This window comes from Solwaraspora sp. WMMA2065 (assembly GCF_030345075.1).
Classification (GTDB): Bacteria; Actinomycetota; Actinomycetes; order Mycobacteriales; family Micromonosporaceae; genus Micromonospora_E.
The window spans coordinates 1,187,910-1,201,019 of the sequence record NZ_CP128361.1; the positions used below are offsets into that span (position 1 = coordinate 1,187,910).

Here is a 13,110-nt window from a genome sequence, read left to right on the forward strand (position 1 = left end):
GCGCTCCGACGGTCGACGTGACAGCTGGGCAGGTTGCCGGGACGGCACCCGGCTCCGGCGACGCCGCCGGGGTGGTCCTGCCCGGCGAGAGCACCGGATTCACCGTCCGGCTGGACAACTTCATCGGACCGTTCGACCTGCTGCTGCAGCTCATCGGTAAACACAAGCTGGACGTCACCGAAGTGGCGTTGCACCAGGTCACCGACGAGTTCATCGCCTACATCCGGGCGATGGGCGACGACTGGGACCTGGACGAGGCCAGTGAGTTCCTGGTCGTCGCGGCGACCCTGCTCGACCTCAAGGCCGCCCGGCTGCTGCCCGCCGCCCAGGTCGAGGACGAAGAGGACCTGGCTCTGCTGGAGGCCAGGGACCTGCTGTTCGCCCGGCTGTTGCAGTACAAGGCGTTCAAGGAGGCCGCGGCGCACATCGCCGAGCTGGAGACCGCTGGGGCCCGCCGCTATCCCCGCTCGGTCACCATGGAGGAGCGGTACGCGCAGGCGCTGCCCGAGCTGGTGCTCGGTATCGGTCCGGAGCGGCTCGCGAAGCTCGCGATCAGGGCGATGACGCCACGCGTCGCACCGGTCGTCTCCATCGACCACGTGCACCAGATCCGGGTGAGCGTGCGGGAGCACGCCACTCTGTTGCGTGACCGGCTGCGCCGGATGGGCACCGCGACGTTCCAGACGCTGTGCCTGGACTGCGAGTCCACCCTGGAGGTCGTCGCACGCTTCCTCGCGCTGCTGGAGCTCTACCGGGAGGGTCTGGTCGGCTTCAGCCAGGAGCAGGCCCTGGGGGATCTGACCGTACGCTGGACCGGAGGCGCCGACGGCGGCGGGGAGCTCACCATTGACGAGTACGCCGGCCACCCGGAGGAACGGGACGCCGCCGCGGCACCGGTCACCCAGCTGAAGGCCGTGCAGCCGGACGCCGTGCAGGAGGAGACCCCGTGAGCACCGACGAGCAGTCCGACTCGCTCGCCGAGCAGGCGGCCGCCTGGGTGCCACCGTGGGCGCGGGCCCCCGTACCAGCGGAACATGCCACCGCGCCCGAACCGCAGCCGCCGCCGACCCCCGAGCCTGAACCGGTCCCGGCGGCGGAGCCGGCCCCCGAGCCGCCGCCGGCGCCCGAGCCGGTGCCAGCCGCTGAACCGCCGCCTACAGCCGGGCCGACACCGGTGGTCGGGCCGTCGCCGGTCCGACCGGAGGCGCTGGCGCTGCTCGACGACGCCGAGTTGCGCGCCGCGCTCGAAGCGATCCTGCTCGTGGTCGACGAACCCGTCGCCGAGGTGGTCCTGGCCCAGGTGCTGGAGCAGCCCACCGACCGGATCGCCGCAGTCCTCGCCGACCTCTCCGCCGGCTACACAGCGGCCGGTCACGGCTTCGACCTGCGTCGGGTGGCTGGCGGCTGGCGGCTCTACACCCGTCCGGAGTACGCGCCGTACGTGGAGCGGTTCGTACTCGACGGGCAGTCGGCACGGCTGACCCAGGCCGCGCTGGAGACCCTCGCCGTGGTCGCCTACAAGCAGCCGGTGACGCGTGGCCGGGTCTCCGCGATCCGGGGTGTCAACTGCGACGGGGTGATCCGTACCCTGTTGTCCCGTGGCCTGATCGAGGAGTGCGGCAGCGAGCCGGAGTCCGGCGCCTACCTCTACCGCACCTCGACGCTGTTCCTGGAGAAACTGGGGTTGGACAGCGTCGAGGAGCTACCCTCGCTCGCGCCGTTCCTGCCCGACGACGTGGAAGAGATTGCCGATGCCCAGCGATGACGACAGCGGTGTACAGCGTCTGCAGAAGGTGCTCGCCACCGCCGGAGTCGGCTCGCGGCGGGCCTGCGAGGATCTGATCTTCCGACGCCGGGTGACGGTCGACGGACGCATCGCTCAACTCGGCGACAAGGTCGACCCGCGTACGGCGGTCATCCACGTCGACGGCGAACGGGTCGTCGCCGACCACCGGCTCGCCTATCTGGCGATGAACAAGCCCCGCGGCGTGGTTTCCACCATGGCAGACGAAAAGGGTCGTACCGCGTTGTCGGACCTGCTCGACCGGGTTGACCAGCGGGTCTACCACGTCGGCCGACTGGATGCGGACAGTGAGGGACTGTTGCTGCTGACTAACGACGGCACGCTGGCCCACCGCCTGATGCATCCGTCGTACGGGGTGCCGAAGACGTACCTGTGTGAGATTGCCGGCCCGGTGCCCCGGGCGGTCGGCCGCCGGCTGCTCGCCGGTGTCGATCTCGACGACGGGCCGGCCAAAGTGGACAAGTATGCGCTGCTGGACACCCTGGGTCGCACCGCGCAGGTCGAGGTGGTGCTGCACGAGGGGCGCAACCACATCGTGCGTCGGCTGTTCGACGAGGTGGGGCACCCGGTCTCGCGACTGGTGCGGACCGCCATCGGGCCGATCCGGCTCGGTGACCTGCGGCCGGGGCGGACCCGGCGGCTGAACAACGCGGAGGTCGCCGCCCTCTTCTCGGCCGTCAGCGACTAACCAGGCATGATGGACCCGGAAAGCGGGCACTCGGCAGGTGCCCTCGTGGATGCTCCCGGGACTGCCGGGGCCGGTGGTACGGAAGAGAGGAAACCGACGGTGGCTGAGCAGGCACGGACCGGGCACTTCGTGGTGGCGGTGGATGGTCCGTCCGGATCCGGCAAATCCACCGTTTCCCGGCGACTGGCCGCCGCGACAGGCGCCCGCTACCTGGACACCGGCGCGATGTACCGGGCAATCACCTGGGCAGTGCTCCGGTCTGGCGTCGACCCGCACGACACGCCCGGGGTCGTCAAGGTCGCGTCGGACGTCACCTTGACCGTCGGCACCGATCCGGCGGCACCGCACATCAGCGCGGATGGCGTCGCGGTGGACGTCGAGATCCGCAGCCAGGAGGTCACCTCCGCAGTGTCCGCGGTGGCGGCCGTGCCGGCGGTACGTGAACGGCTGGTCGCCGAGCAGCGCGCGTTGATCGATCAGCCGTCCCCGATCGTCGTCGAGGGCCGTGACATCGGCTCCGTCGTCGCACCCGATGCTGACCTCAAGGTCTACCTCACCGCGTCGGCCGAGGCCAGGGCGATGCGGCGCAGCGCCGAGACCGCCGCCGACGTAGCGGCGACAGCCGCGGCGCTGGCCCGCCGCGACCGGCTCGACTCGACCCGGGCCGCCGACCCGTTGCAGCAGTCCGCCGACGCGGTCGAGCTGGACACCACCGGGATGGGCATCGACGAGGTCGTCGACCAGCTCCGCGAGCTGCTCGTAGCCCGGACGACCCGGTGAGCGCCGAGGCAGTCCCGGACGAGCGGACCGGGCCGGCCGCCCCGGTCCCGGTGGTCGCCGTCGTCGGGCGCCCCAACGTCGGCAAGTCCACACTGGTCAACCGGATCATCGGCCGCCGGCAGGCGGTGGTGGAGGACACCCCGGGCGTGACCCGGGACCGGGTGCCGTACGACGCCAACTGGTCCGGTCGGCAGTTCGTCGTCGTCGACACCGGCGGCTGGGAGCCGGACGCCCGCGACCGCGCCGCCGCGATCGCCGCCCAGGCCGAAGCCGCGGTGGCCACCGCGGACGTCATCCTGTTCGTCGTCGACGCCACGGTCGGCTCGACCGATGTCGACGAGGCCGCGGTCAAGATGCTGCGACGCAGCGCCAAACCGGTCCTGCTGGTCGCCAACAAGGCCGACAACATGTCCGTCGAGTTGGAGTCGGCCGCCCTGTGGTCACTCGGCCTGGGCGAGCCGTACCCGGTCTCGGCGCTGCACGGTCGCGGGTCCGGCGACCTGCTCGACGCGGTCCTCGACGCGTTGCCTGATCCGCCGCCGGTCACCGAGCCGGGTGGGCCGCGCGGCCCTCGCCGGGTTGCCCTGGTCGGCCGGCCGAACGTCGGCAAGTCGAGTCTGCTCAACCGGCTCGCCCGGGAGGAGCGGGCCGTCGTCGACTCCGTCGCGGGCACCACCGTCGACCCGGTGGACAGCATCGTCGAGATCGGCGGTGAACCGTGGCAGTTCGTCGACACCGCCGGGCTGCGCAAGCGCGCCAACCGGGCCAGCGGCACAGAGTACTACGCCAGCCTGCGCACCGCCGGCGCGATCGAAGCGGCCGAGGTGGCGGTCGTCCTGCTCGACGCCAGCGAAGTCCTGAGCGAGCAGGACCAGCGGGTGCTGTCGATGGTCGTCGAAGCCGGCCGGGCCCTGGTGATCGCGTTCAACAAGTGGGATCTGGTCGACGCCGACCGACGGTACTACCTGGAGAAGGAGATCGAGCGGGACCTCCGGCGCATTCCGTGGGCGATCCGGGTGAACATCTCCGCCCGGACCGGCCGGTCGGTGGAGCGGCTCGCCCCGGCGCTGCGGACCGCCCTGGCCAGCTGGGAGACCCGTATCCCGACCGGCCAGCTCAACCAGTGGATCACCGCCCTGGTGCAGGCCACCCCGCACCCGGTACGCGGCGGCCGCGCACCGCGCATCCTCTTCGCCACCCAGGCCGGCGTGGCGCCGCCCCGGTTCGTGCTGTTCACCACCGGCCCGCTCGACGCCGGCTACCAGCGGTTCGTCGAGCGCAAGCTGCGGGAGGAGTTCGGCTTCGAAGGCACCCCGATCGAGGTCACGGTGCGCCCACGCAAGCAGGTGGGTCCCGGCGGGCGGGGCAAGGCCCACGGCTGAGGCCCGTCGCCGGTATGGCTGCCGTATCTCCCCGGTGGGGGCCGCGGTGTCCTGGCCGACCGGTGCGCTACGCTGTACCGGCTGCCGCCGGCGCTGTGCCGGCTGGAGCGGGACGTGGCGCAGCTTGGTAGCGCACTTGACTGGGGGTCAAGGGGTCGTCGGTTCGAATCCGGCCGTCCCGACAGCGTGAGGGTTTCCGCAGGTCAGCGACTTGCGGGAGCCCTCTTTTCATTGCTTGGCATGGATGCCCGGTCTGGCGTGCCGCTGTTGGACCACAAAACTCGGGCAGGTTGCCATGGCACTGTTGGATCTTCAGAAGCTGACCGTAGGACTGTCCCGGACCTGGGCCGGGTCCCTGCGGGACTGGGACCGGTCGCTGCGTTCGGGGAACTATCCGGAGACGACCCGGTACAACTGTCTCCTCGCGGCGGCGCAGCTGGCGCGGTACCTGGGGGAGCACTCGCCCGACCCGGACGCCGACGACGGCGCCGCCGACCCATGCGTGGTCTGTCTTTCACTTCCACCCGAGGTTGGGATGAGGTCCGACAGGGGCGGAGTAGGTAGTTGTCACCCGTGATCTCCACGCGGAGCGGTTGATGAAACGGATGCCGTAGGTCGAGACAGGCCCGAGCGCGCGGCTTCCATCACTGGTCAACCCGCGTCCCGGCTGCCACGCCGGCTTGCTCGCACCGCCCGTGACCAGCTCGCTTGCGAATCGGTGCGCTGAAGGTGAGGGCTAAGGCGTTTATACCGACGCGAAGGCGCCGCCGAGGACGGAAGTCTTGTGCCGAGACGAGAGGGAGCCGCGATGCCCGTCAGCCCAGTCATCGAAGCCGCCCAATTGAGCGTTACCTACGGCAAGTTCGACCCCGTCGAGGAGATCTCAACCCATGTCGCGCTCTGGGAGCTCTACGCCCTCCTCGGCACCAACGGGGCAGGCAAGACCTCGACGATCGAGGTCATCGAGGGTCGTCGGACGGTGTCGGCGGGCACGGTGCGCGACTTCGGCGAAAGCCCCACGGCCCGGCGAACGGTGGCCGTCACCTAGGTGCTCGGCGGCAACGCCTGCGCGCTGAGCATCACCACATCTGGACCAGATGTCGGAGGCAGCCGAGACATTGAAGGAGTCACCCACGGTGGATGCATCGCAGATCGAGTTCGGTATCGACAGTTTCGGTGACCGCCCTCGTGATGACCGGGGGGAAATCGTCTCGCACGCGAAGGCGATCCGCGCGGCAGTGGCCGAGGCCGTCCTGGCCGACCAGATCGGCATCGACGTGGTCGCATTGGGCGAGCACCACCGGCCGGAGTACGCGATCTCCAGTCCGGAGACTGTGCTCGCCGGCATCGCGACCGCCACGCAGCGGATCCGGCTCGCGTCGGGAGTGACGGTGCTGTCCTCGGATGATCCGGTGCGGGTGTTCCAGCGCTTCGCCACGATCGATGCGCTATCCAGCGGTCGCGCCGAGGTGATCCTCGGGCGAGGGTCGTTCACCGAGTCGTTCCCGTTGTTTGGGTACGACCTGAAGGACTACGAGGTGCTGTTCGAGGAGAAGATCGACCTGTTTCACCGACTGCTGGACGAGAAGCCGGTGACCTGGGAAGGCACCATTCGCGCCGCCCTGCAGAACGCGGACGTCTATCCGAAGACGGAATCGGGACGTCTGAGCACCTGGGTGGGAGTGGGCGGTACGCCGCAGTCGGTGCTCCGCACCGCGCGCTACGGATTCCGGCTCATGCTCGCCATCATCGGTGGCGTACCCGATCGCTTTGCTGCGTACGTGGACCTGTATCGACGGGCGCACCAGCAGCTCGGCACGACCGCTGCGCCGGTCGGGGTGCACTCGCCTGGCTTCGTCGCCGCGACCGACGAGGAGGCCAAGGAGCTGTTCTACCCCGGATACCGGGAGATCCGCGATCGGATCGGCACGTTGCGCGGTTGGCCGCCGCTCCAGCGGCGGGAGTTCGATGCCGACGTGGCGCACGGCTCGCTGTACGTCGGGTCGGTCGAGACCGTCGCGGCGAAGATCGCCCGCGCGGTCCGGATGTTGGACGTGGGCCGTTTCGACATGATCTACTCCGCCGCGGGGACAGTCTCCGCCGCGGCGCGGATGCGGTCGGTCGAGCTGTACGGCACGCAGGTCATTCCGCGGGTGCGTGAGCTTCTGGCTGAGCAGTCCGCAGCCACGGCGCGGGTTGCACGATGACTTCTCGTGTCACAACCGTCGGTATTCTGGGTGCCGGGAAGGTCGGCACCGTCCTGGCCCGTCTGGCCGTCGCCGCCGGCTATCGCGTCCTCATGGCCGGCTCCGGAGATCCTGAGAGGATCGCACTGACCACCGAGGTGCTGACACCCGGCGCCACTGCCGGGTGGCCGACCGAGGTCGCGGCGACCGCGGACGTGGTGATCCTCGCACTCCCACTCAGCAGGCACCGCAACCTCCCGGTAGACGAATTGAAGGGGAAGCTCGTCGTGGATGCGATGAACCACTGGTGGGAGTCTGACGGCCTCCGCGACACGATCGTCCCGCCCGGCGTGTCATCGAGCGATGCCGTGCAGCGGTTCCTGCCGGGCGCGCGGGTCGTCAAGGCGCTGAACCACATGGGCTATCACGACCTCGAAGAGGAGGCTCGTCCCGCAGGGCGGTCCGGGCGCAAGGCGATCGCGGTCGCCGGAGACTCTCCCGAGGACGTGGCTGTGGTGTCACAACTCATCAACGCGTTCGGATTCGACGCCGTGGCGATCGGCTCCCTCTCGGCCGGTGCCCGCGTCGAGCCCGGGACTGCTGCGTTCGGAGCGAATGTCGAGGCCGCCGAGCTGCGAACCCTCACCACAGCCTGCCGGGCCGTTCGGGCGCGGCCCTGCAAACAGCTTCCGCGAGAACCTGAGGAGGACAGATGCGGTCAGTCGTTCCCGACTATCTGACTGACGTACTCGCAGATGTCGAATCGGACACCTCCGGGGAGCCGGCGGGGTACATCCCCGAGCTCGCGGCGGCTGATCCTGAGCGTCTGGCAGCGGTCTTCGCCACGGTCGACGGCACGGTCCATGGTGCCGGCGACCCTGACGTCGCGTTCACGATCCAGTCGATCTCGAAGCCTTTCGTGTACGCGATGGCGCTCTCCGATCGCGGCTTTGATCGAGTGCTCGCCAAGGTCGGGGTCGAGCCATCCGGGGAGGCGTTCAACGAGATCTCCTTGGAGAACGACACGGGGCGCCCTCGTAATCCGATGATCAACGCCGGCGCGATCACCGCTCACTCACTTACCGGTCCGGAAAACGTGACGCCCGTCGAGCGGGTCGACCGCGTCGTCCAGGGGCTTTCGGCGTTCGCTGGCCGTCAGCTGACAGTCGACGAGACGGTGTGCGCATCCGAGATGGAGAACGCGCACCGCAACCTTGCCATCGCGTACATGCTCCGCAGCCACGGCATCCTCACCGAGGACCCAGGGCCGTCGTCGATGGCTACATCCGTCAGTGCTCGGTCCTCGTGACCACCCGGGATCTGGCGATGATGGCGGCGACGCTGGCCAACCGCGGGGTGAATCCCCTGTCGGACGAGCAGGTGGTGGACGGGGCGGTGGTGCGTCAGGTCCTGAGCGTCATGGCCACCTGCGGGATGTACGACGCCGCCGGCGACTGGGCCACGCAGGTCGGCATTCCAGCGAAGAGCGGTGTGGCCGGGGGACTGATCGGTGCACTCCCCGGTCAGCTCGGCATAGCCACTTTCTCGCCACGACTGGACAGGCACGGCAACAGTGTTCGCGGAGTGTCGCTGTTCGAGCGGTTCTCGGCAGACATGGGACTGCATGTGATGGAGGTCCCGCCTGCGGCGCGCGCGGTCGTGCGTTCCAATCGGGTACGGGGTGACGGAGCGGACGCGACCCGGGTTCTCCGGCTGCAGGGCGGAATCCACTTTGCGGGAGCAGAACGGATCGTGCGCGAGGTCGTGGAGAGCGCGCCTTCGGAGCCCCGAGTGGTCCTCGACGTCTCCCTGGTGCACTCTATCGACGACGTGTCCCGACGAATGCTCCTGGAAGTCGCGCGTCGGCTCCGCCTGAACGGTCACGAAGTCTATCTCGTAGATCCGGAGATGATGATCCCGGACCCCGACCCTGGCGACGGGGTCCGGCTCGCGGTCATCGATGTCATTGCTCAATTGCGACCAGGAAGGACATCATGACCGCGAGGATCATCGAGAAGCCCGACTTTACCGGGCTGCATGCGATGTATATCAACTGCACCCTCAACCGTTCCCCCGGCCGGAGCCACACCCAGGGGTTGATCGACCGCAGTGTGGCGATCATGGCGGCGAACGGGGTCAGCGTGGACCAGATTCGCGCCGTCGACCACGACATCGCCACCGGCGTGCGACCGGACATGACCGAGTACGGGTGGGACACCGACGAATGGCCCGCGTTGCTGACCCGGGTGCTGGCAGCCGACATCCTGGTCATCGCCGGTCCGATCTGGCTCGGCGACAACAGTTCGGTGACCCGCCGGGTGATCGAGCGGCTCTACGGCTACTCCGGTGTACTCAACGAGCAGGGTCAGTACGCCTACTACGGGCGGGTCGGTGGCTGCCTGCTCACCGGCAACGAGGACGGCCTGAAGCACTGCGCCATGAATATCCTCTACAGCTTGCAGCACATCGGCTTCACCATCCCGCCGCAGGCCGATGCGGGTTGGCTCGGCGAGGTCGGTCCCGGCCCGTCCTACCTCGACGCGGGTTCTGGCGGGCCGGAGAACGACTTCACCAACCGCAATACCGCGTTCATGACCTACAACCTGCTCCACCTCGCGTCGATGATCCGTCGTGCCGGCGGGTTCCCGGCCTACGGCAACCAACGCACTGTCTGGGACGCAGGAGTCTATCCGGACACGGCCAATCCCGAGTACCGCTGACCCGACGACCGTCACCTCTCGTGACAGCGCCAAGGATGTGAGTAGCGATGACCATTTCGGCAACGACGAGCTGGCCGAGCCTGCGGGTCTCGGACTGGACCGACACGCGTGACACCCTGCACATGTGGACCCAGATCGTGGGCAAGATCCGCATGGCGCACGCTCCGTTGGTCAATCACTGGTGGCAGGTGACCCTGTACGTGAGCCCACGCGGGTTGACGACGTCCGCCATCCCGTACGGCACGGGAGCCTTTGAGATCGAGTTCGACTTCATCGGCCATCGGCTCGACGTGCGCACCAGCAACGGCGGCGTGCGGAGTCTTCCGCTCCGGCCGATGCCGGTCGCCGAGTTCTACTCGCGGGTCATGGCCATGCTCGACGAACTCGGGATCGAGGCGCCGATCCGGCCGCATCCCAACGAGGTCGACCCGGCGATCCCGTTCGCCGAGGACCACCACCACGCCTCCTACGACGGTGAGGCCGCCGCCCTGTTCTGGCGGCAGCTGTTGCAGGCGAACCGGGTGATCGGCGAGTTCCGGTCGCATTTCGTGGGCAAGGTCAGCCCGGTGCACTTCTTCTGGGGCGGGATGGACCTCGCCTGCACCCGCTTCTCCGGCCGGTCGGCCCCGCCGCACCCCGGCGGAGTGCCGAACTGCGGAGACTGGGTCATGGTCGAGGGCTACTCCCGCGAGCTGTCCAGCTGCGGGTTCTGGCCCGGCGGCGGTGAGGAAGGCGCCTTCTACTCGTACGCCTATCCCGCACCCGACGGGTTCGCCGAGCAGCCGATCGGACCCGACGGCGCGTACTTCAGCGCTGAGTTCCAGCAGTTCCTGCTGCCGTACGAGGCTGCCCGCGCCGCACCGAATCCGGACCGCGCGGTCGCTGAGTTCCTCCGCAGCACCTACGTGGCCGCCGCAGACCTCGGGGGCTGGGACCGCTCCGCCCTGGAGGACGACCCGTTTCGTTGGCACCGAACCTCTGCTCGGTGAAGACCACCAAGGTGATCGCACGACCGCCGCGTTACCCCTGCGAACACGACTGGCGGCAACCGGTGGTACGGCCGGCGGTCGAGCCGTATGACGCCTCTGGGAGACAGATGCTCGCCGGAGACGGCGGAAGCGACCTCTGACCTGGCCGCCGCGCCGGTCCGCCCGTATCAGAGATGAGAGCTGATGGAGGACACATGGTAGTTAATGTGAAGGATGTCCCCGAAGCCAAGCAGTACGAGGCTCGGGTCGAGGGAGAGTCCAAGGTTGCGGGTATCGCGCAGTACATCCGGACCAAGGAACTCATCGCGTTCGTGCACACCGAGGTCCCGCCGGAGTACGAGGGCAGGGGAGTGGGGACGGCCCTTGCCCGCGCCGGCCTCGACGAGGCCCGCGCCGCAGGCCTGCTGGTCCTGGCCACCTGCCCGTTCTTCGCGGGGTGGATCGCGCGGCACCCCGAGTACCAGGACCTGGTGTACCAGTCCCGCAGCAGAGTCACCGACTGAACAGCAGGGCGCGGCAACGATGGAGAGGCGACATGAGCAGCGGAACCGCGAAGAAGGCGTACGAGGGTCAGTCGATCACCGTGACCTTTGAGGCCAGGCGTTGCCTGCACGCTGCCGAGTGGGTTCGCGGCTTGCCGGAGGTCTTTGATCCGGGTCAGCGCCCGTGGAGCCGGCCCGACGGTGCCGAGGCCGAGCGCTTGGCCGAAGGGCTCCGACGCTGTCCCTCCGGAGCGTTGCGGTACGAACTCGTATCCGGCGGGGCGGAGGCCCCTGATCGGCCCACGTGGGTCACGCGACTCCACCGGACAGTTGATCGTGCGCGGTGAGTTGAGTGTGGCCACATCGCGAGGTGCGAGCGCTGAGATCAGGGCCGTCCTATGTGGCTGCGGGCAGAGCCGCCTGCAGCCGTACTGCGATCACACCGGGCCTTGCGGTCAGACCCCGCTTGGATGACCCGACACCCGGTCGGTCGATTCCCAGCATGAGCCAAGGAGCGAGCAGGTGGTCTGCAGAGTGCACACCGACCGGCTGAAGATGAAAGGATGTTATGACTGAGCAGGTTATCGGCAGAAGCTACCGGTTCAACCTGGGTGAACTGACGGTCCGGTTCACCTTTGATTCGCAGACACAGGGAAGCTTCGTCGTCGAGAGCGGTGGCGGGCTTGCGCCCGATGGTCACGCGGAGACCGTGAAGCTCGACCTGCGGGAGATTCGCGACGGCGTCTACTTGAATTCGTGGACGGAGGCCAGCGGCGCCACCGTCACCCACGTCGAGGGCTTCGCCAACGCGACGCTGTATTCCAATGTGACTGTCGGCGGCACTCTCTACAACTTCGTCGGGACTATCGAGGAGGCATGACCATGGCCGCGAACACAGCGACTGGCCAGGCTCAACGCAACACCGAAATCGTACTGACCGCCATGCGGGAACTCTTCGTTGAGAAGGACATCACGGCGCTCGACCGGTACTGGTCTGAGCCCTACGTCCAGCACAGTCCTCAGTTGGCCAATGGTCTGGGCACGCTACGCGCTGTGGTGCCGGGCCTGGAGGGCTTCTCATGGGAGCCGAAGCGGATCGCCGCGCAGGGTGACCTCGTGTTCACCCACAGCGTCGTCCATGGGTGGGCGCCGAATCCGGTCGTCATCGTTGACATCTTCCGGCTCGATAACGGACGTATCGTCGAACATTGGGATGTCATTCAGGACCTCACCTCCCCTGAGGCGACCGTCAGCGGTAACCCGATGATCTGACACTCTGAAGGCGGGAGTGGGCGGCATATCGGCTCAGGGAAAACCTAACCACCCCCGGCTGCTGCAACAGGCCTGAGCGCCTCGCGTGGCGTTCCTGGTACAAACGAGCTCACCGCCTGACCGTGGCCTCGGATCGTCCTGATTCGATGGACTACCTGTCAGTCAGGGAGCAGCTGAACCGGGCGGGGCTCATTTCACATACCGACCCGGCGGGCTCGTCGCGGTCGGCGAGCCACTGCCGGGAGTCACCCAGACGCCGGGCTGCGCACACGGCCGTCATGCCTCTGCCCGCGCGGCGAGAGCCGTGTTCATCGTAGCGAAGCCTGACTCGGCCGAGCGCAACAAGCCGGGCAGCATCATCACGAACAATCCAGAGAAGCGTTCGGACTGGGTGAACCGGGTCGATTTGGGAGTGAGCGGTTCGATGTCGAAGGAGTGCGCGCCGTCGAAGATCCCCGGGATGAGCACACGGCCGAGCCACGCGAGCTGCCGCTCGGGCTCGGCGGTGGTGACGGTGGGAGTGAAGCGGCGCGGCTTAGCCCCGGGAAGAGCGATAGTGACCGCCACATGAGAGCCACGGGTCAGGCTGCCGTCAAGCTTCGTGATGAACGGGTTCCATTCCGGGTAACAGCGGTCTCGGTGAGAATCGTCCACACAGGATCCGCAGGCGCGGCGATGTCGATCGTATGGTTGATGGTAGGCATGGTCGTCCGCTCCTGGTCCAGGGCCGTTGCGTAGTCGGTTGAGGGCTGGCTGAGCTGGGAGTTTGGGAGGAATCCGGGGGTCTATGCAGGACGGGCACGGCCC

General features: G+C 68.2%; 17 protein-coding genes, 1 tRNA gene and 1 pseudogene. 18 read left to right on the forward strand and 1 reads right to left on the reverse strand.

The genetic code is table 11. The features are described from left to right. Nucleotides 1-71: 71 nt before the first annotated feature. From O7610_RS05505 to O7610_RS05585, 18 genes and pseudogenes are all read left to right on the forward strand, one after another. A complete protein-coding gene (locus O7610_RS05505) occupies nucleotides 72-950 on the forward strand; it encodes a segregation and condensation protein A (RefSeq protein WP_289213568.1) in 879 nt (292 codons plus the stop codon). After that, entirely contained in the window at nucleotides 947-1,765 is an 819-nt protein-coding gene (scpB, locus tag O7610_RS05510) for an SMC-Scp complex subunit ScpB (RefSeq protein ID WP_289212748.1), read from the forward strand. The genes O7610_RS05505 and scpB overlap by 4 nt, the downstream gene beginning before the upstream one ends. Next, the gene (locus O7610_RS05515) at nucleotides 1,752-2,492 is read left to right on the forward strand and encodes a pseudouridine synthase (protein ID WP_281554655.1); all 741 of its coding nucleotides are present in this window, start codon (nucleotides 1,752-1,754) and stop codon (nucleotides 2,490-2,492) included. The genes scpB and O7610_RS05515 overlap by 14 nt, the downstream gene beginning before the upstream one ends. 99 nt (nucleotides 2,493-2,591) lie before the next feature. Further along, on the forward strand, nucleotides 2,592-3,272 hold the full coding sequence (gene cmk / locus O7610_RS05520; protein ID WP_281554656.1) for a (d)CMP kinase: 681 nt from the start codon (nucleotides 2,592-2,594) through the stop codon (nucleotides 3,270-3,272). Continuing rightward, nucleotides 3,269-4,654: a ribosome biogenesis GTPase Der gene (der, locus tag O7610_RS05525; RefSeq protein ID WP_281554657.1), complete on the forward strand. Its 1,386-nt coding sequence runs from the start codon at nucleotides 3,269-3,271 to the stop codon at nucleotides 4,652-4,654. Before cmk ends, der begins: the two co-directional genes overlap by 4 nt. Before the next feature lie 108 nt (nucleotides 4,655-4,762). Continuing rightward, nucleotides 4,763-4,836: transfer RNA gene (locus O7610_RS05530), tRNA-Pro, on the forward strand. A gap of 626 nt (nucleotides 4,837-5,462) precedes the next feature. Beyond that, the gene (locus O7610_RS05535; RefSeq protein ID WP_281554658.1) at nucleotides 5,463-5,702 is read left to right on the forward strand and encodes an ATP-binding cassette domain-containing protein; all 240 of its coding nucleotides are present in this window, start codon (nucleotides 5,463-5,465) and stop codon (nucleotides 5,700-5,702) included. Between the two features lie 49 nt (nucleotides 5,703-5,751). Continuing rightward, a complete protein-coding gene (locus O7610_RS05540; RefSeq protein WP_289212749.1) occupies nucleotides 5,752-6,861 on the forward strand; it encodes an LLM class flavin-dependent oxidoreductase in 1,110 nt (369 codons plus the stop codon). Continuing rightward, nucleotides 6,858-7,580: an NADPH-dependent F420 reductase gene (locus O7610_RS05545; RefSeq protein WP_289212750.1), complete on the forward strand. Its 723-nt coding sequence runs from the start codon at nucleotides 6,858-6,860 to the stop codon at nucleotides 7,578-7,580. Before O7610_RS05540 ends, O7610_RS05545 begins: the two co-directional genes overlap by 4 nt. Next, a pseudogene (gene glsA, locus O7610_RS05550) lies at nucleotides 7,553-8,409 on the forward strand (glutaminase A); the annotation flags it as partial. The gene O7610_RS05545 and the pseudogene glsA, both read left to right, overlap by 28 nt. A 60-nt stretch (nucleotides 8,410-8,469) precedes the next feature. After that, entirely contained in the window at nucleotides 8,470-8,838 is a 369-nt protein-coding gene (locus O7610_RS05555) for an STAS domain-containing protein (RefSeq protein ID WP_289213569.1), read from the forward strand. Continuing rightward, entirely contained in the window at nucleotides 8,835-9,560 is a 726-nt protein-coding gene (locus O7610_RS05560) for a flavodoxin family protein (protein ID WP_281554662.1), read from the forward strand. Before O7610_RS05555 ends, O7610_RS05560 begins: the two co-directional genes overlap by 4 nt. A gap of 47 nt (nucleotides 9,561-9,607) precedes the next feature. After that, nucleotides 9,608-10,549, forward strand: a complete 942-nt coding sequence (locus O7610_RS05565) for a DUF5996 family protein (protein ID WP_289212751.1) — start codon at nucleotides 9,608-9,610, stop codon at nucleotides 10,547-10,549. A 206-nt stretch (nucleotides 10,550-10,755) separates the two neighbouring features. Then, complete coding sequence (locus O7610_RS05570) at nucleotides 10,756-11,052, forward strand: GNAT family N-acetyltransferase (RefSeq protein ID WP_281554664.1); 297 nt, start codon at nucleotides 10,756-10,758, stop codon at nucleotides 11,050-11,052. A gap of 32 nt (nucleotides 11,053-11,084) precedes the next feature. After that, nucleotides 11,085-11,378, forward strand: a complete 294-nt coding sequence (locus O7610_RS05575) for a (4Fe-4S)-binding protein (protein WP_281554665.1) — start codon at nucleotides 11,085-11,087, stop codon at nucleotides 11,376-11,378. Next, nucleotides 11,368-11,505 (forward strand): CDGSH iron-sulfur domain-containing protein, encoded by a 138-nt coding sequence (locus O7610_RS30560; protein WP_353850332.1) that lies wholly within the window; start codon nucleotides 11,368-11,370, stop codon nucleotides 11,503-11,505. The genes O7610_RS05575 and O7610_RS30560 overlap by 11 nt, the downstream gene beginning before the upstream one ends. A gap of 94 nt (nucleotides 11,506-11,599) precedes the next feature. Further along, nucleotides 11,600-11,911: a MoaF-related domain-containing protein gene (locus tag O7610_RS05580; protein ID WP_281554666.1), complete on the forward strand. Its 312-nt coding sequence runs from the start codon at nucleotides 11,600-11,602 to the stop codon at nucleotides 11,909-11,911. 2 nt (nucleotides 11,912-11,913) lie between these two features. Beyond that, on the forward strand, nucleotides 11,914-12,303 hold the full coding sequence (locus O7610_RS05585; protein WP_281554667.1) for a nuclear transport factor 2 family protein: 390 nt from the start codon (nucleotides 11,914-11,916) through the stop codon (nucleotides 12,301-12,303). Between the two features lie 276 nt (nucleotides 12,304-12,579). On the opposite strand, the gene O7610_RS05590 is transcribed toward O7610_RS05585, so the two are convergent. Then, on the reverse strand, nucleotides 12,580-12,957 hold the full coding sequence (locus O7610_RS05590; RefSeq protein ID WP_281554668.1) for an SRPBCC domain-containing protein: 378 nt from the start codon (nucleotides 12,955-12,957) through the stop codon (nucleotides 12,580-12,582). Nucleotides 12,958-13,110 lie beyond the last annotated feature (153 nt).